Here is a 25,900-nt window from a genome sequence, read left to right as displayed (position 1 = left end):
GCGCTACCCGGCAGGGGGAGACGAGAGACTCAGGCGACCGCGTTCTCTTCAAGCTGGCGCATAAACTGGCGCACCCACTCCATACGCGTTTTACGCTCGCTCAGGTCCTGGAAGAACTTGAGGCGCGTCGGGCCGTCGAGACGATAGTGCTGCGGCTGTTTTTGCAGCAGACCAATTAGCCACGTTGGGTTGACGTGATTCTTCTCGGCGAACTCAATCACGCCGCCTTTCTCGTTGCCTTCAAGCTTACGAATCCCGAGTTTTTGCGCCTGCTGGCGCAAACGGGCGATATCCAGCAGGTTGCGCGCGGCGTCCGGCAGCAGGCCGAAGCGGTCAATCAGCTCAACCTTGATTTCGTCCAGCTCATTCTCGCTTTTCGCGCTAGCGATACGCTTGTAGAACGACAGGCGCGTGTTGACGTCCGGGATAAAATCGTCCGGCAACAGCGACGGCATGCGCAGCTCGACTTCGGTTTGCTGGCTGGTTAAATCCTCCAGCGACGGTTCGCGACCCTCTTTGAGCGCATCGACAGCGTTTTCCAGTAGCTCCATATACAGCGAGAAGCCGATAGTCTCCATGGAGCCACTTTGATCTTCGCCGAGCAGTTCGCCCGCGCCGCGAATTTCGAGGTCGTGGGTTGCCAGCGCAAAGCCCGCACCGAGGTCTTCGAGCGAGGCAATGGCTTCCAGACGTTTTTGCGCGTCGGTGGTCATCGCTTTCGGATGCGGCGTCAGCAGCCAGGCGTAGGCCTGGTGGTGTGAACGGCCTACGCGACCGCGCAGCTGGTGCAGTTGCGCCAGACCGAAGTGATCCGCTCGCTCGATGATAATAGTGTTGGCGGTTGGAATGTCGATGCCGGTTTCGATGATGGTGGTACACACCAGCACGTTGAAACGCTGGTGGTGAAAATCGTTCATCACCCGTTCCAGTTCGCGCTCGCGCATCTGGCCGTGGCCGATGGCGATACGCGCTTCCGGTACCAGTTCCGCCAGCTTATCGGCGGTTTTCTGAATGTTTTCGACGTCGTTGAACAGGTAGTAAACCTGGCCGCCGCGCAGCGTTTCACGCAGAATCGCTTCGCGCACCACCAGACTGTCGTACTCGCGCACGAAGGTTTTTACCGCCAGGCGGCGTGCCGGAGGCGTGGCAATAATCGACAGATCGCGCATACCGCTCATCGCCATGTTCAGCGTGCGCGGAATCGGCGTGGCGGTCAGGGTTAAGATATCGACGTCGGCGCGCATCGCCTTAATGCGCTCTTTATGGCGCACGCCGAAGCGGTGCTCTTCATCGACAATCAGCAGCCCCAGGTCGCGTAGCTTGACGTCGCTTTGCAGCAGCTTGTGGGTACCGATCAGAATATCGATTTTCCCCTCGGCGGCTTCGGCCAGAATTTGCGTCTGCTCTTTGGCGCTACGGAAGCGCGACAGCATCTCGATACGTACCGGCCAGTTGGCGAAACGGTCGCGGAAGTTGTCGTAGTGCTGCTGGGCGAGCAGGGTGGTTGGCACCAGTACCGCAACCTGCTTGTGGTTTTCGACGGCAAGGAACGCGGCGCGCATGGCGACTTCGGTTTTACCAAAGCCCACGTCACCACACACCAGACGGTCCATCGCCAGCGGCTGGCACATGTCGCTCAACACCGCGTTGATGGCCTGCGCCTGATCCGGCGTGGTTTCAAACGGGAAGCTGTCGCAGAACAGCTGATACTGTTCGCGGTCGTGTTTGAAGGCAAAGCCCTCTTTGGCGGCGCGCTGGGCGTAGATATCCAGCAGCTCGGCCGCCACGTCGCGCACCTTCTCGGCGGCTTTCTGCCGCGCGCGCGTCCACGCATCGCCACCGAGCTTATGCAGTGGGGCGTTCTCTTCTGCGCCGCCCGCGTAGCGGCTGATAAGGTGCAGCGAGGAGACCGGCACGTACAGTTTGGCATCGCTGGCGTAGGTGAGCATCAGATATTCGCCGGTAATGCCGCCGGCTTCCAGGGTGGTCATCCCGGCATAGCGGCCAACGCCGTGCTCAAGGTGTACCACCGGCTGGCCGATATGCAGTTCCGCCAGGTTGCGGATAAGCGTATCCGGGTTAATGGTGCGACGCGCATCCTGACGACGGCGCGCCACGCGCTCGCCGAGCAGGTCGCTTTCGCAGATTAACGCCAGATTATTTTGAGTATCGATAAAGCCGTGCTCGGCGGCACCAATCATCAGATAGCGGTTGTTGCCGGTGGCTTCATCCAGACGCTGAATGCGCTTTGGCGCAAGCTTAATGCGCGACAGCAGTTCCCCCAGCGCTTCACGACGCCCCTCGCTCTCTACCGAAAAGATCACCGGCCCGGTAAAGGACTCAATAAACTTACGCAGGTTTTCCAGCGGCGACTTGTTCTGCGCCTGAACGGCAAGCTCCGGCAGCGGCTGGAAGCTGAGGTTAGTGTTAGCGGCTTTCTTCGGCAGGCTTTCGGTTTTGAGCTGCACGCGCGGCCATTTTTTCAGCTCGCTGTTAAGCTCATCCGTTTTCAGCCAGAGCTGCGCCGGTGGCAGCAGCGGACGCATCGGATCGACGCCGCGGTTTTCAAATCGCGCCTGGGTATCGGTCTGGAAGCGGCTCGCGCTGGCGTCGAGGTCGCCGGTATTGACCAGCAGCGTGTTGGCCGGGAAGTAGCTGAACAGCGGCGGTAGTGGTTCGTTGAAGAACAGCGGCTGCCAGTATTCAATACCAGCAGGCAGCGTACCTTTGCTGACCTGCTGGTAGATATGTTCGGCATCGCGCTTGACGTCGAACTTATCGCGCCATTGGCTGCGGAACAGTTCGATGGCGGTTTTGTCCGTCGGGAATTCGTGCGCGGGGAGCAGGTTAATGGCATCCACTTCTTCGAGCGTACGCTGGCTGTCGACGTCAAAGACGCGCAGACTGTCGATTTCATCATCGAAGAAGTCGAGACGATAAGGCTGCTCGCTGCCCATCGGGTAGAGATCAAGCAGCGCGCCGCGAGTGGCGTACTCCCCGTGCTCCATCACCTGATCGACGTGGCGATAGCCCGCGCTTTCGAGCTGGTTACGCAAAGCATCGCGTGACAGGCGCTGGCCTTTTTTCATCACCAGCGCGTGGCCGTGCAGGAAGCTGTGCGGACAGACGCGCTGCATCAGCGTGCTGACCGGAATAATCAGTACGCCGCGCTGCATCGTTGGCAACTGGTACAGCGTCGACAGGCGCGAGGAGATAATGTCCTGATGCGGGGAGAAACTGTCGTAAGGCAGCGTTTCCCAGTCGGCCAGGTTCATCACCAGATTATCGGTAAACTGGCTGATTTCGTCGTGCAGACGCAGCGCATTTTGCATATCCGGGGCGATAAGCACCACCGGACCGGCGTGACGTTCGGCGATTTCTGCCACCAGCGTCGCACAGGCGGCACCGGTCAGTTCGCCAAGCTGGCGCTGGTCGCCAGGTTTACTCGGTAGGTCGTAACGGGCATGTTCAGGCATAGTCGGCGCACGTTCTCCAGAAAGCCGTGTCTTCACGGTAATAATATAAATTTGCTGTACTTATTATCCGTGATGGCGGCGGGAGTGCAACCGCTGAAAATAGCGAAACCGGTGGATCAGAGCGTTTGTCGCTTCTGCTGGCTCAGCTTGCGGTACTGCTGTGGTGACATCCCTACGTAGCGGCTGAAGGTGCTGTAGAAGCGGCTGCTGGAACGAAAGCCCGCCGTCATCGCCACATCAAGGATAGTTTTGTCGGTATCGCTCAGCAGGGCGCGTACGTGGTTAATGCGCATCGCGGTAATGTACTGCTTTAAGGTGAGCTGCATGACGCGCTGAAAAATGCCCATCGCATAGTTGGCGTTAAGCTTGACGTGATCCGCCACGTCGTCGATGGTCAGCGCCTGATCGTAGTTATCGGCAATAAAGCCCAGCATCTGGCTGACGTAAAATTGCGCGTGCCGCGAGACGCTGTTTTTGTGGGTCCGCGAGGTTTTGTTGAGCAGAATAGGCTGCCAGCCGGAGAGGCTAAAGCGCTTGAGCATCAGGCCGATTTCATCGATCGCCAATTGGCGAATCTGTTCATTCGGGCTGTAGGCCTCCTGCTGCCAGCGCAGGACTTCAAAGGCGCTGAGCTGCTGGGTGGCCAGTGATTGCACCACCATACCGTGGGTGACGTGGTTAATCAGTTCCCGGTCCAGCGGCCAGGAGAGAAACTGGTGCATTGGCAGGCTGAAAATTGCCATCTGTCGACAGTCGCCCGGTCGCGTCAACTGGTGGGGAGTACAGGCCCAGAACAGGGTGATATGCCCCTGTTTTATCTGCACCACTTCGTTGTTAATCAGGTATTCCACATCGCCGTCAAACGGCACGTTAACCTCTACCTGGCCGTGCCAGTGGCTGGCGGCCATCGCATGCGGTCGTCGTAGCTCAATGTCCATACGCTGGTATTCGGAATAGAGCGACAGCGGGCTGCGGGTCTGCTTTTCATCGCCGTTGCACATATGCGGGTCGCGGGGCAGAAAGGTAATTGGCTCGTCGCTCATGGTTACTCCGTTTCCTGAAATATCAGAATCATGCCAGCAGGGCGGGCTCAAATGCCGCCGCTATCATTGATATTAGCCTGATTAGCAGGCCGGATACTCTGCTTTTTAGTCTATTTACTCCCAAAAGCTCAGATCTTGTCGCGACCACCAGCAGATCTGAGTTTTCGGGAATGCTCATCGGGGAAGCCGGAGGTTTTCGCCCCGAGCGCATGCCACGATAAAGGCGTTCACTACTGTTTCTGGAGAGTCATGATGACAGCACCAAAAATTACCTTTATCGGCGCAGGTTCCACCATTTTCGTTAAAAATATTCTGGGCGATGTTTTTCATCGTGAGGCGCTTAAATCGGCACATATCGCCCTGATGGATATCGACGAAACGCGCCTTGAAGAGTCGCACATTGTGGTGCGCAAACTAATGGACTCCGCCGGTGCGTCTGGCCACATCAGCTGCCATACCGACCGCAAAGCGGCGCTGCAAGGGGCCGATTTCGTGGTGGTCGCCTTCCAGATTGGCGGCTACGAGCCGTGCACCGTGACCGATTTTGAGGTCTGCAAGCGCCACGGGCTGGAGCAGACCATCGCCGATACCCTCGGCCCCGGCGGCATTATGCGCGCGCTGCGCACCATTCCACACCTGTGGCAAATTTGCGACGATATGACGGAAGTCTGCCCTGACGCCACGATGCTCAACTACGTTAACCCGATGGCGATGAACACCTGGGCCATGTACGCCCGCTATCCGCACATTAAGCAGGTGGGGCTGTGCCACTCGGTGCAGGGCACGGCGGAAGAGCTGGCGCGTGATTTAAATATCGACCCTGCCACGCTGCGCTATCGCAGCGCCGGGATTAACCATATGGCGTTCTATCTGGAGCTGGAGCGTAAAACCGCCGATGGCCGCTACGTCAACCTCTATCCCGAGCTGCTGGCCGCCTATGAAGCCGGGCAGGCGCCAAAACCGAATATTCACGGCAATGAACGCTGCCAGAACATTGTGCGCTATGAGATGTTTAAAAAGCTGGGCTATTTCGTCACCGAGTCGTCAGAGCACTTTGCGGAATACACCCCGTGGTTTATTAAGCCTGGGCGCGAAGATCTGATTGAGCGCTATAAGGTGCCGCTGGACGAGTACCCGAAACGCTGCGTCGAGCAGCTGGCGAACTGGCATAAAGAGCTGGAAGAGTACAAAACCGCCGATCGCATCGATATTAAGCCGTCGCGCGAATACGCCAGCACCATTATGAACGCTATCTGGACCGGCGAGCCGAGCGTGATTTACGGTAACGTCCGTAACGACGGCCTGATTGATAACCTGCCGCAGGGAAGCTGCGTTGAGGTGGCGTGTCTGGTGGATGCCAACGGTATTCAGCCAACCAAAGTGGGGGCGATTCCGTCGCATCTGGCGGCCATGATGCAAACCAACATCAATGTACAAACGCTGCTGACTGAAGCGATTCTGACCGAAAACCGCGACCGCGTTTACCATGCGGCGCTGATGGACCCGCACACCGCGGCGGTGCTGGGCATTGAAGAGATTTATGCGCTGGTGGATGACCTGATTGCCTCGCACGGCGATTGGCTCCCAGCCTGGCTGCACCGTTAAGTCACACCGCGCCGGGCGTAAGACCCGGCGCTTACCTCTCTAATAACAGAAGGCGGGCGCTGGTAACAGCGACCCGGTACCCTATGAGCATCTCTCTGACAACAAAACTCAGTTACGGATTCGGTGCGTTTGGTAAGGATTTCGCCATCGGTATCGTCTACATGTATCTGATGTACTACTACACCGACGTAGTGGGATTATCGGTAGGCCTGGTGGGCACGCTGTTTCTGGTGGCTAAAATCTGGAACGCGTTCAACGACCCGATCATGGGCTGGGTGGTGAACGCGACGCGGACGCGGTGGGGCAAGTTTAAGCCGTGGATCCTGCTCGGCACACTGGCGAACTCACTGGTGCTGTTTTTACTGTTCAGCGCTCACCTGTTTGAAGGCACCACGCAGGTGGTGTTCGTCTGCATCACCTACATTCTGTGGGGCACGACCTATACCCTGATGGATATTCCATTCTGGTCGCTGGTGCCCACCATCACCCTGGATAAGCGCGAACGTGAACAATTGGTGCCGTTCCCGCGCTTTTTTGCCAGCCTCGCCGGGTTCGTCACCGCGGGCATCACGCTGCCGTTCGTGAACTACGTGGGCGGAGCGGACAGGGGATTTGGCTTCCAGATGTTCACGCTGGTGCTGATAGCCTTCTTTATCGCCTCGACGATTGTCACCTTGCGTAATGTTCATGAGGTCTTCTCATCAGACAGCGATGCCACGGCGGACAGCAGCCGTCTGTCGCTGAAATCAATCCTTGCCCTCATCTACAAAAACGACCAGCTCTCCTGCCTACTGGGGATGGCGCTGGCCTACAACGTGGCGTCGAATATCATCACCGGCTTTGCCATTTACTATTTCACCTACGTGGTTGGCGATGCGGATCTGTTCCCGTACTACCTCTCTTATGCCGGGGCGGCCAACCTGCTGACGCTGGTGCTGTTCCCGCGTCTGGCGAAAGCGCTGTCACGACGCGTGCTGTGGGCGGGGGCGTCAATCCTGCCGATGGTCAGCGGCGGCGTGCTGTTGCTGATGGCGCTGGCGGGGTCGGCAAACGTGCTGGTTATCTGCATTGCGGGGATTTTCCTGAACATCGGCACCGCGCTGTTCTGGGTACTGCAGGTGATTATGGTGGCGGATACCGTCGATTACGGTGAGTACAAGTTTAACGTTCGCTGCGAGAGCATCGCCTACGCGGTGCAGACGATGGTGGTGAAGGGCGGGTCGGCGTTTGCCGCCTTCTTTATCGCGGTGGTGCTCGGAGTAATTGGCTATACGCCAAACGTTGCCCAGTCTGCCGAAACCGTGCTCGGGATGCAGTTTATTATGATTGTGCTGCCTGTCGTGTTCTTTGCGATTACCCTGGTGCTCTATTTCCGCTACTACCGTTTGAACGGCGACCAGTTGCGTAGAATTCAAATTCACCTTCTGGATAAATACCGCAAAGTGCCGACGCCCGCCGCACCGCAAGACACGCCGGTAAGTCCGCTTACCGTTACTCGCGATGCGCAGGCGTAATCATGGAGTGGGTTTCTTTGATTGGCTATCTGGCTGCTTGCCTGACGACGCTGTCGTTCTTACCGCAGGCCATTAAGGTGATCGCCACCCGCAATACCCAGGGGATCTCCGGCCTGATGTATATCATGTTCGTTTGCGGACTTGTCATGTGGCTGATTTACGGCGTGATGATTGAGGATACGGCGGTCAGCATGGCGAATTTTCTGACGCTGGTGTTCGCCATGCCGATTTTGATTATCAAGTTTCGTCGCGGATAGAAAGGATTGCCGGATGGCGGCGCAAGCGCCTTATCCGGCCTACGGGAAACTCACTGTAGGCCGGATAAGCGTTAGCGCCATCCGGCAGCTTTTAACTGCCGGCAGTGCCAGCCCGCCAGCACAATCACCGTTGTCAGCGCACCCAGTAGGGCGCAGAACATATCCGACTGCGTATCCCACGGGTCGCCCTGGGTACCGAGAAAATCATCCGCGCCTTGTCCCATGGCCAGCGCCGCCCACCACTCAATCAGCTCGTAGGTTGCGCTAATGGCGAGTGCGACACAGCAGACCAGAAATGCCAGCATCTTACGTCCGCGGACAATGTGCCCACGCAGCAGGATTTCGCGCGTCGCCAGCGCCGGTACCAGCCCCTGGAAGAAATGCCCCAGTTTGTCGTACGGGTTACGGCTGAGGTCAAACCAGGCCTGCACGTCGAAGCCAATCGGCACCTTGGCGTAGGTGTACTGACCGCCGACCATCAGAATAATGGCGTGAAAGAAAATCAGCGTATAGAGCAGCGGGGTGAGGGGATAGCGTTTCGCCGTTAATAGCAGCAGCGGGACAACGATAATCACCGGGGTGACCTCCATCAACCAGGTCACTTTTTCAGCGGCGCTCACGCCGGTATAGATCAGGAACAGCGCCATAAGCGCCGCGACTGTGGATAACAGCAGAGGATTAACGGTGCGGATCATCATGAATTCGCAAATAAAGGGAAAACAACACTATTGTCCGTGACGGCCAAAATTTCAATGTTTACGTCCTTTCGTCAGCGATTGTCAGCCTTGCGCTTACGGTTCAGTCATTTACCCATCCTGCTTTCGCTTATATACTCGTGCATCTGCTTTCAGCAACCAGACGGATTACATGTACCAACCTGTCGCACTATTTATCGGCCTGCGCTACATGCGTGGGCGAGCAGCGGACCGCTTCGGTCGCTTTGTTTCCTGGCTGTCGACTATCGGCATTACGCTTGGCGTAATGGCGCTGGTGACCGTACTTTCGGTGATGAACGGCTTCGAACGCGAGCTGCAAAACAACATCCTGGGGCTGATGCCGCAGGCCATTCTGACGGCGGATCAAGGCTCCCTCAACCCGCAACAGCACCCGGAATCGAGCGCGAAGTTACAGGGCGTAACGCGCGTCGCGCCGCTCACCACCGGTGATGTAGTGCTGCAAAGCGCTCGCAGCGTGTCGGTCGGGGTGATGCTGGGTATCGACCCGGCGCAAAAAGATCCGCTCACGCCGTACCTGGTCAACGTCAAACAGACCGATCTCACCGCTGGAAAATATAACGTCATTCTCGGCGAACAGCTTGCCGGGCAGCTTGGGGTGAACCGCGGCGACCAAATTCGCGTGATGGTGCCTTCCGCCAGCCAGTTTACGCCGATGGGTCGCCTGCCGAGCCAGCGTCTGTTCACGGTGATTGGCACCTTTGCCGCCGACAGTGAAGTCGATGGTTATCAGATGCTGGTCAATATCCAGGATGCTTCCCGCCTGATGCTCTACCCGCTGGGCAATATCACCGGCTGGCGTTTGTGGCTGGAACAACCGCTGCAGGTCGACACCCTGAGCCAACAAACGCTGCCGCATGGCACCAAATGGCAGGACTGGCGCGAGCGTAAAGGCGAGCTGTTCCAGGCCGTGCGCATGGAAAAGAATATGATGGGGCTGCTGCTGAGCCTTATCGTCGCGGTGGCCGCGTTTAACATCATCACCTCGCTCGGGCTGATGGTCATGGAAAAGCAGGGCGAAGTCGCCATTCTGCAAACCCAGGGGCTAACGCCGCGACAGATCCTCACCGTCTTTATGGTGCAGGGCGCCAGCGCGGGCATTATCGGCGCGCTATTAGGCGCGGTGCTTGGGGTGCTGTTGGCCAGCCAGCTTAACAATTTAATGCCGATTATCGGCGCGTTCCTCGACGGCGCGGCGCTGCCGGTTGCCATCGAGCCGCTGCAGGTTATCGTGATTGCGCTGGTGGCGATGCTCCTGGCGCTGCTTTCTACGCTTTATCCTTCATGGCGCGCTGCCGCCACTCAACCCGCTGAGGCTTTACGTTATGAATAAGATCCTGTTGCAATGCGACAACCTGTGCAAACGCTATCAGGAAGGCACTGTGCAAACCGACGTTCTGCACAATGTCAGCTTCAGCATTGGCGAAGGCGAAATGATGGCGATTGTTGGCACTTCCGGTTCCGGTAAAAGTACGCTGCTGCATCTGCTCGGCGGGCTGGATACGCCGACGTCCGGCGACGTCATTTTCAGCGGCCAGCCGATGAGCAAGCTCTCTGCGGCGGCGAAAGCTGAACTGCGTAACCAGAAGCTTGGCTTTATCTACCAGTTCCACCATCTGCTGCCGGACTTTACCGCGCTGGAAAACGTGGCAATGCCGCTGCTGATTGGCAAAAAGAAAGCCGCCGAAATCAACACGCGCGCGCTGGAAATGCTGAAAGCGGTTGGGCTTGAGCATCGCGCTCACCACCGTCCGTCGGAGCTTTCCGGCGGTGAACGTCAGCGCGTGGCGATTGCCCGTGCGCTGGTGAATAACCCGCGCCTGGTGCTGGCTGATGAACCGACCGGCAACCTCGATGCGAAAAACGCCGACAGCATCTTTAAACTGCTGGGCGAGCTGAATCAGTCTCAAGGCACCGCCTTCCTGGTGGTGACGCACGACCTTCAACTGGCGAAACGCATGGGCCGCCAGCTTGAGATGCGCGATGGTCACCTGAGCGACCAACTGACCCTGATGGGAGCGCATTAATGGCTCCGTCCCTCTCGTTACTGATTGGTCTGCGCTTTAGCCGCGGCCGTCGGCGCGGCGGCATGGTGTCGCTGATTTCCGTTATCTCTACGGTCGGTATTGCGCTGGGCGTAGCGGTATTGATCGTTGGCCTCAGCGCCATGAACGGTTTTGAGCGTGAGCTGAATAACCGCATTCTGGCGGTGGTGCCGCACGGTGAAATTGAAGCGGTAAACCAGCCGTGGAATCACTGGCAAAACGTTCTGCCGAAAGTCGAAGCGGTGAAAGGTATTGAAGCGGCGGCCCCGTACATCAACTTTACCGGCCTGGTCGAGAGCGGCAGCAACCTGCGCGCCATCCAGGTGAAGGGCGTTGACCCGGTACAGGAAAGCAAACTCAGCGCGCTGCCACGCTTTATTCAGGCTGAAGCCTGGGCCAATTTTAAAGCCGGTGAACAGCAGATTATTCTCGGCAAAGGCGTAGCCGATGCGCTGAAGGTGAAGGCAGGAGACTGGGTTTCAATCATGATCCCGAACTCGAATCCGGAACATAAGCTGCTGCAGCCAAAACGCGTGCGCCTGCACGTGACCGGAATTTTGCAATTGAGCGGTCAGCTCGACCACAGCTTTGCGATGATCCCGATGCAGGATGCCCAGCAGTATCTCGACATGGGCGAGAGCATTTCCGGTATCGCCATCAAAGTGAACGACGTCTTTAACGCCAACAAGCTGGTGCGTGATGCGGGCGAAGTCACTAATAACTACGTTTATATCAAAAGCTGGATTGGCACCTACGGCTATATGTACCGCGATATCCAGATGATCCGCGCCATCATGTATCTGGCGATGGTGCTGGTGATTGGCGTGGCCTGCTTTAACATCGTCTCCACGCTGGTGATGGCGGTGAAAGATAAAAGCAGCGATATTGCGGTACTGCGCACACTGGGCGCCAAAGACGGGCTGATTCGCGCCATTTTCGTGTGGTATGGTTTATTGGCTGGCCTGTTAGGCAGCGTGTGTGGTGTGGTGATTGGGGTGCTTGGTTCCCTGTACCTGACCAACATTATCAACGTGATTGAAAAACTTATTGGTCACCAGTTCTTATCTGGCGACATTTATTTTATCGACTTCCTGCCGTCTGAACTGCACTGGCTGGATGTCGTTTATGTGCTGGTCACGGCACTGTTGCTGAGTCTGCTGGCGAGCTGGTATCCCGCCCGCCGCGCCAGCCGAATTGACCCTGCGAGGGTGCTGAGTGGCCAGTAATTTGACGTCCTGACCGTGTGGCCTTGCTGCTGCACGCGTCAGCAAAGAGGAATTGACCATGATGCATTATGGATTTGACATTGGCGGCAGCAAAATCGCGCTCGGCGTATTTGATTCATCGCGCCAGCTACGGTGGGAAAAACGCGTTCCGACGCCGAAAGAGAGCTATGACAGCTTTCTCGACGCGGTCATCGCGCTGGTCAAAGAGGCCGACGAACGCTTTGATTGTCGGGGGACGGTGGGCATTGGCATTCCCGGTATGCCGGAAACCGAAGGCGGCCTGCTGTATGCGGCGAACGTGCCGGCGGCCAGCGGGAAACCGCTGCGCGCGGACCTGAGTCGCCTGCTCGATCGCGACGTGCGCCTTGATAACGATGCCAACTGCTTCGCGATTTCCGAAGCCTGGGACGACGAGTTCACCCAGTATCCGCTGGTGATGGGGCTGATTCTCGGCACCGGCGTCGGCGGCGGTATCGTGCTGAACGGTAAATCGATTACCGGTCATAGTTATATTACCGGCGAGTTTGGCCACATCCGCCTGCCGGTGGATGCGCTGGAGGTGGTGGGGCGTGATTTTCCGCTCACCCGCTGCGGCTGCGGCCAGTCTGGCTGCATTGAAAACTATTTATCCGGTCGTGGTTTTGCGTGGCTGTACCAACATTTTTACCAGCAGCCGCTGACCTCGCCGGAAATCGTTGCCCTCTGGCAGCAAGGCGACCACAACGCGCGTGAGCACGTTGAGCGTTATCTGGACTTGCTTGCGGTGTGCCTGGGCAACATCCTGACTATCGTCGACCCGGATCTGGTGGTGCTCGGCGGTGGGTTATCTAATTTTACAGCGATCGCCGATGGACTAGCGCAACGCTTACCGCGTCATTTACTGCCTGTAGCCCGTACGCCGCGCATTGAGCGCGCCCGTCATGGTGATGCAGGGGGAATGCGCGGCGCGGCGTTCCTTCATCTGACCAACTAACATGGAGTAGATATGCAGTCGCGCCGCTTACATCGATTGAGCCGTTTTCGTCGGAATAAACGTCAGCTGCGCCAGCGTCTGCGTCAGCGAATTTTCTTTACGGACAGGGTGATGCCAGAAGAAATGGATAAACCAAGAGTGGTCGTACTGACGGGCGCAGGCATTTCGGCGGAGTCGGGCATTCGGACCTTCCGCGCGGCGGACGGGCTATGGGAAGAGCATCGGGTTGAGGATGTGGCGACGCCGGAAGGCTATCACCGCGATCCTGAGCTGGTGCAGCGTTTCTACAACGATCGCCGTCGTCAGCTACAGCAGGCCGAAATTGCGCCAAACCCGGCGCATCTGGCGCTGGCAAGGCTTGAAGAGGCGCTGGGCGAGAACGTGCTGGTGGTGACGCAGAACATCGACAATCTGCACGAGCGCGCGGGCAACAAAAACGTGCTGCATATGCACGGTGAGCTGCTGAAGGTGCGTTGCACTCAAAGTGGCCAGGTGTTCGACTGGCCAGGCGACCTGATGGTGGACGACCGCTGCCATTGCTGCCAGTTCCCGGCGCCGCTGCGCCCGCATATCGTCTGGTTTGGCGAGATGCCGTTTGAGATGGACCACATCTACATGGCGCTGGCGAGAGCGGATATTTTTATCGCCATCGGCACTTCAGGGCATGTTTATCCGGCGGCGGGTTTTGTTCACGAAGCGAAGCTGCACGGTGCGCACACCGTTGAGCTGAATCTTGAGCCAAGCCAGGTCGGCAGCGAGTTTGAAGAGAAGCATTATGGTCTGGCAAGCGAAGTGGTGCCAGCGTACGTAGCGAAGCTGCTGAAAGAAATTTGATGTTTTGGTTATGCTGATAAAAAGCGGAGCGCAGGCTCCGCTTTTTTATTGCTGCCATCAGGCAATTCGGCGCGGTTAACGTCCCGCTTTCAGCTTCTGGTAATACTCTTCGTACAGTGTGCTGGCGCTGCCGACGTCGTTCTGCCATTCGCCTTTGTTGATGGTTTCGGCATCCGGGTAGAGCGACTTGTCGTTAGCGACTTCCGGGCTCAGCAGCTTACGCGCCGCCAGGTTCGGCGTTGGGTAGCCGATGGTTTCCGCCACCTCTTTTGCCACGTCCGGGCGCAGCAGGAAGTTAATCAGCTTCAGCGCGCCTTCTTTGTTTTTGGCATTGGCGGGAATAGAGAGGCTGTCCATCCAGAAGATACCGCCTTCTTTCGGCCATACCACTTCCAGCGGCGTACCGGCTTGACGGGCCACGAACGCCGAGCCGTTCCACACCATTCCCAGATTGACTTCGCCTTCCATATACGGGTTAGCCGGGTTGTCGGAGTTGAACGCCGCCACGTTTGGCATCAACTTTTTCAGCTCGTTGTAGGCCGCTTCAATCTCTTTCGGGTCGGTGGTGTTACCGGAATAGCCGAGTTTGCGCAGCGCCACCTGGAAGACTTCACGGGCATCGTCGGTCAGCAGCAGGCTGCCTTTATACTCTGGCTTCCAGAGGTCGGCCCAACTGGTGACGGTTTTCGGGTCAATGGCATCGCTGTTGATACCAATCGCCGTTGCGCCCCAGATATACGGGATCGAGTAGTCATTGTTCGGATCGAACGGCTTGTTGAGCATCTCTGGGTCGAGGTTCTTAAAGTTGCTCAATTGGCTTTTATCGATCTTCTGGATCATTCCCTCTTTGCGCATCTTGTCGACAAAGTAGGTCGACGGCACCACCAGGTCGTAGGCGCCGTCTTTGTATGTCTTGAGCTTGGCGTACATGGTTTCGTTCGACTCATAGGTCGAATAGATAACCTTGATGCCGGTCTCTTTAGTGAACTGTTCCAGAAGTCCTGGCGGCACGTACTCCGTCCAGTTATAGAAATAGAGCGTTTTGCTATCGTCCGCGTGGGCCGCACTCATACCGAGCGCTAAAGCACCTGCCGCGAGCAGGTGGCGTGACCATTTTTTCATTTTACGTCCCCTGAGTTTAGTGCCTGACCTTCAGGCTTTTAGTTTTATCTCGTGCAATCAGCTGGCTGGCAATCACCATCACCAGCGACAGCACCAGCAAAATCGTCGCCAGCGCGTTCACTTCCGGCGATACGCCAACTTTCACCATCGAGTAGATTTTCAGCGGCAGAATTTCATAGCTTGGCCCGGTCACGAATGACGAAACCACCACGTCATCCATCGACAGGGTAAAGCTTAGCAGCCAGCCTGCAGCCACCGCCGGTAACGCCAGCGGCAGAATAATTTTGCGCAGAATGGTCAGTTCGCTGGCGCCGAGATCTTTCGCCGCTTCCAGCATGCGCACGTCAAAGCCTTTGAGGCGCGAGTAGACGGTGACTACCACGAACGGCAGGCAGAAGGTGATGTGCGAGAACAGTAGCGACCAGAAGCCCAGCTGAATACCGAGCAGCATGAACAGCACCAGCAGGGAAATCGCCATCACGATATCCGGCGACATCATCACCACGAACAGCATACCGCTGACGAACGGTTTGCCGCGAAAGCGATAGCGGTACAGCGCTACGGCGGTGAGTGAGCCAATCAGCGTCGCGGCGGTGGCGGAGAAAATCGCCATCGTTAGCGAGTGCTGGGCCGCCTGTAACAGACTGTCGTTGTTCATCAGCAGGCTGTACCACTTGGTGGTGAAACCCTGCCAGTTGATCCCGAAGCGAGAACTGTTGAACGAGTTGACGATCAAAATGATTATCGGGATATAGAGATAAGCGTAGATGGCGGTCATAAAACCGCCGCGCAGCAGTCGACCGATCATTCCAGTTCCACCTTCTTATTCAGCAAGCGCGAGGCGCGCCAGTACACCAGCAGCATCAGCCCCATCACCACGGTCAGCGTAATGCTGGTGGCCGCACCGAACGGCCAGTCGCGGATGTTGAGGAACTGGCTCTTGATGACGTTACCAATCAGCAGGTTTTTCGCGCCGCCCATCAGGTCGGAGACGTAGAACAGCCCCATCGCTGGCAGCATCACCAGTAGACAGCCAGCGATAATCCCTGGCATGGTCAGCGGAATGATGATGCGGATAAAGGTTTGCAGCTTGCTAGCGCCGAGATCTTTCGCCGCTTCCAGCAGCGGTTTATCGAGCTTTTCAATACTGGAGTAGAGCGGCATCACCATAAACGGCAGCAGGATATAGACCAGGCCGATAATCACCGCGCTGGGGGTGAACATGATGCGAATCGGGGTATCAATAATGCCCAGCCACAGCAGGAACTCGTTGAGATAGCCCTTGGTGCTGAGGAAAATTTTCAGCCCGTAGATGCGAATCAGCGAGTTGGTCCAGAACGGCACAATCAGCAAGAATAGCAGCAGCGGGCGCACCTTATGCGGCAGACGCGCCAGAAACCAGGCGAAGGGATAGCCCAGCACCAGGCACGCCAGCGTCGCGATAAACGCCATGTTCAGCGAGTGCAGCAGCACCTCGGCGTACAGCGGATCAAGCAGCCGGGCGTAGTTGTCCAGGGTAAAGACCATCTGGACGAAGTTGGCATCATCACGCGTCAGGAAGCTGGTGATGATGATCATCAGGTTGGGCAGGAACACGAACAGCACAAGCCAACCGACGATGGTGGCAATCACCACATTCTGGAACTTACTTGTGCTCTTCATCAGCCAGTACAACCTCCCAGCTTTCTACCCAATTAATCGCCATTTTCTGATCTAACGAGTGGTCAAAGTCGGGGTCATCTTCATTGAAGAATTCGCTGACCATCACCATTTTGCCGTTTTCAAGCTCAACCACTGACTCCAGCGTCATACCTTTATAGTTACGCTCGCGTACGTAACCAATCAGGCCGTCAACGTCGGTGCCGTCGTGAATTTCATCGACGCGCAGATCTTCCGGGCGCAGCAGGACGTTGAGTTTTTGCCCCGGGGTGACCGGGAATTTGACGTCAATATTGCACTCGCGGCCTTCGACGCTGGCGCGAACGCGCAGCGAGTCAAGACGCTCAATGACGGTGGCGTTGAAGATGTTGATTTCGCCGATAAAGCTCGCCACAAACAGATTCTTCGGCTCTTCGTAGATTTCACGCGGCGTGCCGTCCTGCTCAATTTTGCCGTCGCGCATGACCACGATACGGTCGGACATGGTCAGGGCTTCTTCCTGGTCATGAGTGACGAACACGAAAGTGATCCCGAGCTTACGCTGCAGCGCTTTCAGTTCGTTCTGCATCTGCTTACGCAGCTTGTAGTCGAGCGCGGAGAGAGATTCATCGAGCAGCAGCAGGCTCGGCTTGTTGACCACGGCGCGGGCAATCGCCACGCGCTGTTGCTGCCCGCCAGAGAGCTGGTGCGGTTTACGCTGGGCGAACTCTTCAAGCTGTACCATGCGCAGCGCATCGTGCACCCGTGGGGTGATATCGTTCGCCGGGGTTTTCTGCATCCGCAGGCCAAAGGCGACGTTATCAAACACGGTCATATGCGGGAAGAGCGCGTAGCTCTGGAACACGGTATTGACGTGGCGGTTTTCGGCAGGCACGTCGGTGATGTCCTGGTCCTCCAGATGGATTTTCCCGGCATCGACGTTTTCCAGCCCAGCGATGAGGCGAAGAACGGTTGTTTTACCGCAGCCAGAGGGGCCAAGCAGCGTGAGGAACTCGCCGTTATTGATGGTCAGGTTCAGATCGGAGATGACCGTTTTTCCATCGAAATCTTTGCGAATTCCCGCCAGTTGCACCAGCGGTGAAAGCGAACGCGATTTTGTATTCAATTTCTTACTCTGTCCCATGTCAACACACCGGATGGCTTACCGATGCGGGGTTTGTGGTTATCCACCTTTAGACGTTTAGAGGTCTGATATTTATTAATAAGGGCTGGCATTCTACGGCAAACGATACTCAATCGCCAATCCTTGTCTAAGCTACCTTAGGTATATCTGATGATTAGCGACGTATTGATGAAAAAAATGGCCTTTGCCGGACTAAAAGTGACCTGACGCAATATTTGTGTTTTCCTGCTTATTGATAATGTTGTCACAAAAAGTGAGGGTGGCTACATGGATAAATTGCTTGAGCGTTTTTTGCAGTACGTTTCACTGGACACACAGTCGAAGCCCGGCGTGCGTCAGGTGCCGAGTACCGAAGGGCAGTGGAAACTATTACATCTGCTCAAAGAGCAATTGGAAACAATGGGGCTGGTTAACGTCACGCTGAGTGAGAAGGGTACGGTGATGGGCACCCTCCCGGCGAACGTCAGCGGCGATATTCCGGCGATCGGTTTTATCTCCCATGTGGATACCGCACCGGATTTCAGCGGTAAAAACGTTAATCCGCAAATTGTTGAAAACTATCGCGGCGGCGATATCGCGCTGGGTATCGGTGATGAAGTGCTGTCGCCGGTGATGTTCCCGGTGCTGCATCAACTGCTGGGGCAAACGCTTATCACCACCGACGGCAAAACGCTGTTGGGTGCCGATGATAAAGCCGGTATTGCCGAAATCATGACCGCGCTGGCGGTGCTGAAAGAGAAAAACATTCCACACGGCGATATTCGCGTGGCGTTTACCCCGGACGAAGAGGTCGGGAAAGGGGCGAAGCACTTTGATGTCGAAGCCTTTAACGCCCAGTGGGCCTATACCGTGGACGGCGGTGGCGTGGGTGAGCTGGAGTTTGAAAACTTTAACGCTGCCTCTATTACCATCAAGATTGTTGGCAACAACGTGCATCCGGGGACCGCGAAAGGGGTGATGGTCAACGCGCTGTCGCTGGCGGCCCGCATTCACGCGGAAGTCCCGGCCGATGAGAGCCCGGAAACCACCGAAGGTTATGAAGGTTTCTACCATCTCACCAGCATCAAAGGCTCGGTGGATCGCGCAGAGATGCATTACATCGTTCGCGACTTCGACCGTAAGCAGTTTGAAGCGCGTAAGCGCAAGATGATGGAAATCGCCAAGAAGGTCGGCAAAGGGCTGCACCCGGATTGCTATATTGAGCTGATTATTGAAGACAGCTATTACAATATGCGCGAAAAGGTGGCCGATCATCCTCACATTCTGGATATCGCGCAACAGGCGATGCGCGATTGTGATATCGAGCCGGATCTCAAACCGATTCGTGGCGGCACCGACGGCGCGCAGCTGTCATTTATGGGACTCCCGTGCCCGAACCTCTTTACCGGTGGCTATAACTACCACGGCAAGCACGAGTTTGTGACCCTGGAAGGCATGGAGAAAGCGGTGCAGGTGATTGTGCGTATTGCGGAACTGACGGCGAAGCGCGGTTAATCGGAAAAGAAAACCCGGCTTATATTTGAGCCGGGTGTTTTGTAGGCCGGATAAGGCGAAGCCGCCATCCGGCAATGTGCGTCGTTCTGCCGGATGGCGGCTTCGCCTTATCCGGCCTACGTATTATCTATTCTGCGAAAAACCAATACCCGCTATTCACCAGCGCGGCCAGCATCGCCAGGAAGGACGGGTCATCCAGTGCCTCGCCGAAATGCTGGCTCTCCAGCATAATACTGCCCGCCATGGCATCCAGCGCCTGCTGATGCGGTGAGTCGATCTTCTCGCCGTTGACAAAGAAATCATCCCCGATACGAATCACCCGCAGGCCGCCCAGACGTTGCAGCATGTCGCCCTGTTGCAGCGCATCGTAAATCTCATCCGGCTGATAAGGCGGCTCCGGCGGAGCAATATCCAGCTCATGACGCGACTGGCTGATAAATTCGCCCAGCCACTGCTGGAAGTGTTCCGGCTGCTGGATCATGCCCAGCATCATGTCGCGCAGACGATCCACTTCCTGCGGCAGCAGATCCGCCGGGTGATCGCGTGACGGTACGTCGGGATCGCTGTAGTGTTGGCTGCCGAGGTCACGCTGCAGAATATAGTCGGCAAAACCGCTTATCAGCTCGCGGCTGTTCGGTGAACGGAAGCCTACGGAATAGTTGAGCGAGTTTTCCAGCGCGTAGCCTTCGTGCGGGAATCCTGGTGGGATATAGAGAATATCACCGGGCTCCATTTCTTCATCGATAATGGCATCAAACGGCTGAACCTGAAGCAGGTCCGGGTGTGGGCAATGCTGCTTGAGGGCAGTTTTATCGCCCACGCGCCAGCGACGGCGGCCGGTACCCTGAATGATAAAGACATCGTACTGGTCGACGTGCGGGCCAACGCCGCCGCCCGGTACCGAGAAGGAGATCATCAGATCGTCAAGACGCCAGTCGGGAAGGGTGCGGAACGGGCGCATCAGCGCGCTGGAAGGCTCATGCCAGTGATCAACCGCCTGTACCAGCAGCGACCAGTTGCTTTCGCCCAGGTGATCGTAGCTTTCAAAAGGACCGTGGCTAACCTGCCAGTTGCCGTCAAGATGGCTCACCAGACGGCTATCCACTTCATTTTCCATCGCCAGACCAGCCAGTTCATCCGGTGAAATAGGGTCAATAAAGTTGGCGAAGCCGCGTTTCAACACTACCGGGCGCTTTTGCCAGTAGCGCGCCATAAAATCGGGCCAGTTTAACGTTAAGTGGTATTCCATATTGATATTTCCGCAGCAGATGTATGTCCGGATTATACATCGTATTCACAAAACTACCCTGCTACGGAAACATTATTTACCCTTCGTGACTGTCCGGGCCCTGATGACCGAAAATAACTTCCATTTTTGCGCCGCCGAGCAGGCTTTCGTGGGCAATAATCTGGCCGTCATATTGGTCCACGATATCGCGAGCAACCGAGAGACCTACCCCTTGTCCAGGACGCAGCGTGTCGGCACGCTGGCCGCGGTCAAAGACGATATCGCGTTTACTTTGCGGAATGCCAGGGCCGTCATCTTCGACGATAATATGCAGGTAATCATCGGTCTGGCGGGCGGAAACCTCAACAAATTCAAGGCAGTATTTACAGGCGTTATCCAGCAGGTTGCCCATTACTTCCATAAAGTCGTTTTTCTCACCGACGAAGGAGATCTCCGGCGAGATGTCCAGGGTGATGTTGACCCCCTTACGCTGATAGACCTTGTTCAGTGCCGATGTCAGGCTATCCAGCAGCGGGGCCACCGGATGAAGCTCGCGGCTGAACAGCGTGCTATCGGAGCGCATGCTGGCGCGGTGCAGGTAATAGCCAATCTGCTGTGAGATACGGCTTATCTGCTCCAGCATGACGGGTTCGGCCTCGCTTACGGTGATTTTTTCACTGCGCAGCGAACGCAGCGAACTTTGCAGCACCGCCAGCGGTGTTTTCAGGCTGTGGGTCAGATCGGTCAGCGTGGTTCGGTACTTATCGTAGCGGTCGCGTTCGCTTTTCAGCAGCCGGTTCAGGTTGCGTACCAGGCTTGTCAGCTCGCGAGTGGTGTCGGGGTTGAGATGCTCCCGGTGATGCTCCTCAAGCTCGCGGACTTCACGGGTCAGATCCGCAATGGGGCGCAGGCTCCAGTGTGCGGCAATCCACAATAGCGGGATAACCAGCAGCAGGTTGGCGGCGAGCACGTAGGAGAACCAACTCCAGACCATATAGGAGCGTTTAAGCTCAATAGGAATGGTGTCCACCACCACGATAACCAATGCTGGCATCAGATTGGTGGCCGGGTAGCTGTTAACGGCTACCGAGTGGGTCATCTCCGAATCGTCGCCTTCCTGACGCATTTCGGTGAGCTCTTTTTGTATCTCATGATCGTCGCGCAGCAGGGTGCTACTGGCGCTGGCATCTGCTTCTATCTCATAGAAACCGTTGCCTTTAAGCCACTCGGGCTGAATGCTGTTCACCAGCCACGGGAGATCTTTTTGCTGCCACAGCAGTTTGCCCTGATCGTCGTAGATCAACGCCACCGTGGGACCCTGCATATTGAGATTCTCAGGAATATCGACGCTGAGCCTACTGTTTTCCCATTTGGAGAGGGTATAGAACAGGTTGCTCTCGCCGCGCAGCAGGCGGAAGGTGGTTTTATCAAAGCTTACGCTATAGCCAACGAGCGCCACCATGCCATAGGCCAGCGACAGCACGATAACCACCGCGGCCGTCGCCAGCAGGAAACGCATCCGCAGCGAAAGCGGCAGGAAATGCCGACGTAAACTCTTCATTCGCGTAGTTCGAACAGATAGCCCTGACCGCGCACGGTAATAATCACGTCCTGGGGATACTGAGCCTGAATTTTCTTACGCAGGCGTCCCATCAGGACGTCGATGGTGTGGCTCTCGCGCAGCTCCGCATCCGGATAGAGCTGAAGCATCAGGGAGTCTTTGCTAACCACCTTACCGTTATTGCGGATGAGCGTTTCCATAATGGTGTATTCGAATGCGGTGAGCTTAATCACCTCGTCATTAATGGAGAGTTCGCGGCGAGAGAGGTCAACCTGGAACGGCGGTAGGGAGATAACCTGCGAGGCATGACCGCTGTTACGACGCATCAGCGCCTGCATGCGGGCGGCAACCTCTTCAATATGGAAAGGCTTGGTGACGTAATCGTCGGCGCCAGCGCTCAACACCTCCACTTTATCCTGCCAGCTTTCACGTGCGGTGAGCACCAGAATCGGCAGCGAAATATCGTGGCTGCGCCAGCGGCGAATCAGCGACAGACCGTCTTCATCAGGAAGGCCTAAATCAACAATCGCAATATCTGGAATATGCTCGCCTAAATAATAATCTGCTTCCTTCGCGTCTTCTGCGGCATCGACCTGATGGCCCATTTCCTGGAGCTGAACTTTCAGGTGATGACGTAACAGAGCGTTGTCCTCTACGACGAGTACGCGCATGCTGTTTCTCCATTTAATTAATGACGTGAATAGTTTAACGCTGATTATGACGTTATGGAGATAAACATTGATTAAATTGGCAGGAAAGTCCTCTCCTTCAGGATGAAGGAGAGGAGAGGCTGGATTATTTCAGCTCATCAACCATGGTGATGGCGCGGCCAATATAATTAGCCGGGGTCATGGCTTTCAGGCGAGTTTTCTCTTCTTCTGGCAGCGCCAGACCGTCGATAAACTGCTTCATGCCTTCGGCATCCACGCGCTTGCCGCGGGTCAGTTCTTTCAGCTTTTCGTACGGCTTTTCGATACCGTAGCGACGCATCACGGTCTGAATTGGTTCAGCCAGCACTTCCCAGTTGTGATCCAGTTCGTCGAGCAGACGGTCGCGGTTCACTTCCAGCTTGCTCACGCCTTTCAGGGTGGACTGGTAGGCGATCAGCGCATAGCCAATACCCACGCCCAGGTTACGCAGCACGGTGGAATCGGTCAGGTCACGCTGCCAGCGGGAAACCGGCAGTTTGCTGGCCAGGTGCTGCAGCACAGCGTTGGACAGGCCCAGGTTGCCTTCGGAGTTTTCGAAGTCGATTGGGTTGACCTTGTGCGGCATGGTGGAAGAACCGATTTCGCCGGCAATGGTTTTCTGCTTGAAGTGATTGAGCGCAATGTAGCCCCACACATCACGATCGAAGTCGATAAGGATGGTGTTGAAGCGTGCGATGCAGTCAAACAGCTCGGCGATATAGTCGTGCGGCTCAATCTGGGTGGTGTACGGGTTCCACTGAATGCCCAGAGAGGTGACGAACTCTTCGCTGAACTGGTGCCAGTCAACGTCCGGATAGGCGGCGATGTGGGCGTTATAGTTACCGACCGCACCGTTGATTTTGCCGAGGATCTCAACCTGTGTGAGCTGGCGGTACTGACGTTCCATACGGTAAGCCACGTTGGCCATCTCTTTACCGATGGTTGACGGCGTAGCCGGCTGACCGTGGGTACGGGAGAGCAGTGGAATATCACGGTACTGAACGGCCAGGTCTTTAATGGCGTCAATGAGTTTGCGCCAGTATGGCAGCACCACTTCTTCGCGCGCGGTTTTCAGCATCAGCGCGTGGGACAGGTTGTTGATGTCTTCGGAGGTGCAGGCAAAGTGAATGAATTCAGACACGGCGTGCAGCTCAGGCACGGACGCGACTTTTTCTTTCAGGAAATACTCAACCGCCTTCACATCGTGGTTGGTGGTGCGCTCGATAGTCTTAATGCGCGCCGCGTCTTCTTCATTGAAGTTCGCCACGATACTATCAAGGAAACCGTTTGCGTCGGCAGCAAAAGCAGGAACTTCCTTGACGGCTGCGTGTGCGGCCAGCTTTTGCAGCCAGCGTACTTCGACTTGTACACGGAACTTCAGCAAACCGTATTCGCTGAAAATCCCGCGCAGCGCGCTGACTTTATCGCCGTAGCGTCCATCGACGGGGGAAACGGCGGTCAGTGAGGATAATTCCATAGATCATAACTCCGGGGTTAAATGAGCAAGAATTTGTTTTGCCTGAGTGGTCAGGCGATTACGAGAAAACATCAGCTGTAGACGGCCACCGCCAACCTGGTGCCATAGCACCGCGGCGCGGATACCTGCCAGCAGCGAAGCGCGGACCTTGGACTGCACCTGCGGGCTTTGCAGCACGGCAGGGGAACCGGTTACCTGAATTCGCGGGCCGAGCGGGCTAATCACGTCAACATAGATACCGGCCATCGCGCTCAGCAGGGTATCTGACTGTAAATCAAAATGGTCGAGCTGACGCTGCAGACCGGTAATACGGTTGCCCAGGATATCCATCGCCCCTTTGGCGGCGGCAAGCTTGCGCTCCAGCACCATCAGGCTGAGGGTATAGCGGGTCAACTCTGCGTTCAGACCCTGACGGCTGCTGGCATTCAGCACCGCGAGCAGGGTTTCAAGGCCGAGACGAAGATTGGCTTCACTGCCACCGAACACGCCCAGCGCAGAGTCCGGGTTCAGATCGATAATACTGTTCAGCGAAACGTGTAACGCGTCGCCGTCGCAATGTCCCTGATGGGCCAGTTGCTGCACCAGACGGGCTGACTGGCAGATACCGGCCAGCGCCAGGGTGATGTCATAGTAATTCTTCGCCACGCTCACTCCTTGTTGGCATCTGACCTGCGGCGCGACGCGGGCCAGATTGCGTTGTACCCTATCGAAGCAGGGCTTTATTCCACTGGCAGCGGCAGTCGCTGCTCAATCACGCCGCCACCGAGGCAGATTTCACCGTTGTAGAACACGGCGGACTGACCTGGTGTCACTGCGGCAACAGGTTCTTCAAAGCGAACCTCAATACGGCCTTCATCCAGTGCGGTGACGGTGCACGGGATATCGGTCTGGCGATAGCGGGTCTTCACGGTGCAGCGGAACGTGCCGGTGACCGGTTCGCGGTCAACCCAGTGCAACTGCTGTGCGATAAGACCAACGGACATCAGACGCGGGTGATCGTGACCCTGGGCGACAACCAGCACGTTGTTTTCAACGTCTTTGTCGACCACGTACCACGGATCTTCCGTCCCTTCTTTTGTCCCGCCAATACCCAGACCTTTACGCTGACCGAGCGTGTGGTACATCAGCCCCTGATGGGTGCCGATCTCTTCGCCGTCAACGGTGATAATTTTACCCGGCTGCGCGGGCAGGTAGCGACCGAGGAACTCGCGGAATTTACGCTCGCCGATAAAGCAGATACCGGTAGAGTCTTTTTTCTTCGCGGTGATGAGATCCAGCTCTTCGGCGATTTTACGCACCTGCGGCTTTTCCAGTTCGCCGACCGGGAACAGGCTTTGTGCTATCTGTTCGTGACCCAACGTATAAAGGAAGTAGCTCTGGTCTTTGTTGCCATCGAGGCCACGCAGAAGCTGGCTTTTGCCGTTCACATCCGCACGGCGCACGTAATGACCGGTCGCGATGTAGTCAGCGCCCAGGTCTTCAGCAGCGAATTCGAGGAAGGCTTTAAATTTGATCTCTTTGTTGCATAGGATGTCCGGGTTCGGCGTACGACCCGCTTTGTACTCTTCCAGGAAGAGCTCAAAAACGTTATCCCAGTATTCGGCAGCAAAGTTAACGGTGTGCAGCTCAATGCCGAGCTTATCGCATACCGCTTGCGCATCGGCAAGATCGGCGGCAGCAGTGCAGTATTCCTCGCCGTCGTCTTCCTCCCAGTTCTTCATGAACAGGCCCTCCACCTTATAGCCCTGTTGTTGCAACAGGTAGGCGGAAACGGAGGAATCAACACCGCCGGACATGCCGACGATCACTTTTTTCTGGCTTTCTGACATTGGAATACTCA

22 protein-coding genes are annotated in these 25,900 nt (G+C 56.4%); 9 read left to right on the top strand and 13 right to left on the bottom strand.

Annotated features, from left to right (window positions below; all coding sequences use genetic code 11):
- Positions 1-29: 29 nt before the first annotated feature.
- Positions 30-3,476, bottom strand: a complete 3,447-nt coding sequence (gene mfd, locus ACH1XZ_RS08035) for a transcription-repair coupling factor (RefSeq protein WP_395595111.1) — start codon at positions 3,474-3,476, stop codon at positions 30-32.
- 116 nt (positions 3,477-3,592) lie between these two features.
- Positions 3,593-4,519, bottom strand: a complete 927-nt coding sequence (melR, locus tag ACH1XZ_RS08030) for a transcriptional regulator MelR (RefSeq protein ID WP_395595110.1) — start codon at positions 4,517-4,519, stop codon at positions 3,593-3,595.
- A gap of 249 nt (positions 4,520-4,768) precedes the next feature.
- On the opposite strand from melR, the gene melA reads away from it, so the two are divergent.
- The 3 genes from melA to ACH1XZ_RS08015 all read left to right on the top strand — a co-directional run bounded on the left by melA (position 4,769) and on the right by ACH1XZ_RS08015 (position 7,895).
- Positions 4,769-6,124 carry an alpha-galactosidase gene (gene melA / locus ACH1XZ_RS08025; protein WP_395595109.1) on the top strand — a complete coding sequence of 452 codons (1,356 nt, stop codon included), beginning with the start codon at positions 4,769-4,771 and terminating at the stop codon, positions 6,122-6,124.
- An 83-nt stretch (positions 6,125-6,207) separates the two neighbouring features.
- Complete coding sequence (melB, locus tag ACH1XZ_RS08020; protein WP_395595108.1) at positions 6,208-7,638, top strand: melibiose:sodium transporter MelB; 1,431 nt, start codon at positions 6,208-6,210, stop codon at positions 7,636-7,638.
- Positions 7,639-7,640: 2 nt separating this feature from the next.
- Positions 7,641-7,895 (top strand): SemiSWEET transporter, encoded by a 255-nt coding sequence (locus tag ACH1XZ_RS08015; protein WP_395595107.1) that lies wholly within the window; start codon positions 7,641-7,643, stop codon positions 7,893-7,895.
- A 71-nt stretch (positions 7,896-7,966) separates the two neighbouring features.
- On the opposite strand, the gene ACH1XZ_RS08010 is transcribed toward ACH1XZ_RS08015, so the two are convergent.
- On the bottom strand, positions 7,967-8,590 hold the full coding sequence (locus tag ACH1XZ_RS08010; protein WP_395595572.1) for a DUF2238 domain-containing protein: 624 nt from the start codon (positions 8,588-8,590) through the stop codon (positions 7,967-7,969).
- A gap of 172 nt (positions 8,591-8,762) precedes the next feature.
- Here ACH1XZ_RS08010 and lolC point away from each other — a divergent pair, with 172 nt between their 5' ends.
- The 5 genes from lolC to cobB all read left to right on the top strand — a co-directional run bounded on the left by lolC (position 8,763) and on the right by cobB (position 13,707).
- The gene (lolC, locus tag ACH1XZ_RS08005) at positions 8,763-9,962 is read left to right on the top strand and encodes a lipoprotein-releasing ABC transporter permease subunit LolC (RefSeq protein WP_395595106.1); all 1,200 of its coding nucleotides are present in this window, start codon (positions 8,763-8,765) and stop codon (positions 9,960-9,962) included.
- Positions 9,955-10,656 (top strand): lipoprotein-releasing ABC transporter ATP-binding protein LolD, encoded by a 702-nt coding sequence (gene lolD, locus ACH1XZ_RS08000; RefSeq protein WP_395595105.1) that lies wholly within the window; start codon positions 9,955-9,957, stop codon positions 10,654-10,656. The genes lolC and lolD overlap by 8 nt, the downstream gene beginning before the upstream one ends.
- Complete coding sequence (gene lolE / locus ACH1XZ_RS07995) at positions 10,656-11,900, top strand: lipoprotein-releasing ABC transporter permease subunit LolE (protein WP_185666392.1); 1,245 nt, start codon at positions 10,656-10,658, stop codon at positions 11,898-11,900. Before lolD ends, lolE begins: the two co-directional genes overlap by 1 nt.
- Positions 11,901-11,961: 61 nt before the next feature.
- Positions 11,962-12,873 carry an N-acetylglucosamine kinase gene (gene nagK / locus ACH1XZ_RS07990; RefSeq protein ID WP_395595571.1) on the top strand — a complete coding sequence of 304 codons (912 nt, stop codon included), beginning with the start codon at positions 11,962-11,964 and terminating at the stop codon, positions 12,871-12,873.
- A 12-nt stretch (positions 12,874-12,885) separates the two neighbouring features.
- The gene (gene cobB / locus ACH1XZ_RS07985; protein ID WP_395595104.1) at positions 12,886-13,707 is read left to right on the top strand and encodes a Sir2 family NAD+-dependent deacetylase; all 822 of its coding nucleotides are present in this window, start codon (positions 12,886-12,888) and stop codon (positions 13,705-13,707) included.
- A gap of 75 nt (positions 13,708-13,782) precedes the next feature.
- On the opposite strand, the gene potD is transcribed toward cobB, so the two are convergent.
- Genes potD through potA form a run of 4 tightly spaced genes read right to left on the bottom strand, consistent with a single transcriptional unit; the run spans position 13,783 to position 17,611 of the window.
- Positions 13,783-14,829 (bottom strand): spermidine/putrescine ABC transporter substrate-binding protein PotD, encoded by a 1,047-nt coding sequence (gene potD / locus ACH1XZ_RS07980; RefSeq protein ID WP_333498557.1) that lies wholly within the window; start codon positions 14,827-14,829, stop codon positions 13,783-13,785.
- A gap of 16 nt (positions 14,830-14,845) precedes the next feature.
- On the bottom strand, positions 14,846-15,637 hold the full coding sequence (potC, locus tag ACH1XZ_RS07975) for a spermidine/putrescine ABC transporter permease PotC (protein ID WP_395595103.1): 792 nt from the start codon (positions 15,635-15,637) through the stop codon (positions 14,846-14,848).
- Positions 15,634-16,491 carry a spermidine/putrescine ABC transporter permease PotB gene (potB, locus tag ACH1XZ_RS07970; RefSeq protein ID WP_395595102.1) on the bottom strand — a complete coding sequence of 286 codons (858 nt, stop codon included), beginning with the start codon at positions 16,489-16,491 and terminating at the stop codon, positions 15,634-15,636. The genes potC and potB overlap by 4 nt, the downstream gene beginning before the upstream one ends.
- Positions 16,475-17,611 (bottom strand): spermidine/putrescine ABC transporter ATP-binding protein PotA, encoded by a 1,137-nt coding sequence (gene potA, locus ACH1XZ_RS07965; protein WP_395595101.1) that lies wholly within the window; start codon positions 17,609-17,611, stop codon positions 16,475-16,477. The genes potB and potA overlap by 17 nt, the downstream gene beginning before the upstream one ends.
- Before the next feature lie 267 nt (positions 17,612-17,878).
- Here potA and pepT point away from each other — a divergent pair, with 267 nt between their 5' ends.
- On the top strand, positions 17,879-19,105 hold the full coding sequence (gene pepT / locus ACH1XZ_RS07960) for a peptidase T (RefSeq protein ID WP_395595100.1): 1,227 nt from the start codon (positions 17,879-17,881) through the stop codon (positions 19,103-19,105).
- A gap of 127 nt (positions 19,106-19,232) precedes the next feature.
- Here the strand turns inward: pepT and ACH1XZ_RS07955 are convergent, their stop codons facing one another.
- From ACH1XZ_RS07955 to mnmA, 6 genes are all read right to left on the bottom strand, one after another.
- A complete protein-coding gene (locus ACH1XZ_RS07955; RefSeq protein ID WP_395595099.1) occupies positions 19,233-20,354 on the bottom strand; it encodes a ribosomal protein uL16 3-hydroxylase in 1,122 nt (373 codons plus the stop codon).
- A gap of 76 nt (positions 20,355-20,430) precedes the next feature.
- A complete protein-coding gene (phoQ, locus tag ACH1XZ_RS07950) occupies positions 20,431-21,894 on the bottom strand; it encodes a two-component system sensor histidine kinase PhoQ (RefSeq protein ID WP_395595098.1) in 1,464 nt (487 codons plus the stop codon).
- Positions 21,891-22,565, bottom strand: coding sequence for a two-component system response regulator PhoP (phoP, locus tag ACH1XZ_RS07945; protein ID WP_035896075.1), 675 nt, complete (start codon positions 22,563-22,565; stop codon positions 21,891-21,893). The genes phoQ and phoP overlap by 4 nt, the downstream gene beginning before the upstream one ends.
- 124 nt (positions 22,566-22,689) lie before the next feature.
- Entirely contained in the window at positions 22,690-24,060 is a 1,371-nt protein-coding gene (gene purB, locus ACH1XZ_RS07940; protein WP_395595097.1) for an adenylosuccinate lyase, read from the bottom strand.
- A gap of 3 nt (positions 24,061-24,063) precedes the next feature.
- The gene (gene hflD / locus ACH1XZ_RS07935) at positions 24,064-24,705 is read right to left on the bottom strand and encodes a high frequency lysogenization protein HflD (protein ID WP_035896078.1); all 642 of its coding nucleotides are present in this window, start codon (positions 24,703-24,705) and stop codon (positions 24,064-24,066) included.
- A 74-nt stretch (positions 24,706-24,779) separates the two neighbouring features.
- Complete coding sequence (mnmA, locus tag ACH1XZ_RS07930; RefSeq protein ID WP_035896079.1) at positions 24,780-25,889, bottom strand: tRNA 2-thiouridine(34) synthase MnmA; 1,110 nt, start codon at positions 25,887-25,889, stop codon at positions 24,780-24,782.
- Positions 25,890-25,900 lie beyond the last annotated feature (11 nt).

Source organism: Kluyvera chengduensis, from assembly GCF_044197065.1.
GTDB classification, from domain to species: Bacteria; Pseudomonadota; Gammaproteobacteria; order Enterobacterales; family Enterobacteriaceae; genus Kluyvera; species Kluyvera ascorbata_C.
This window is presented reverse-complemented; position numbering and strand designations above follow the sequence as displayed.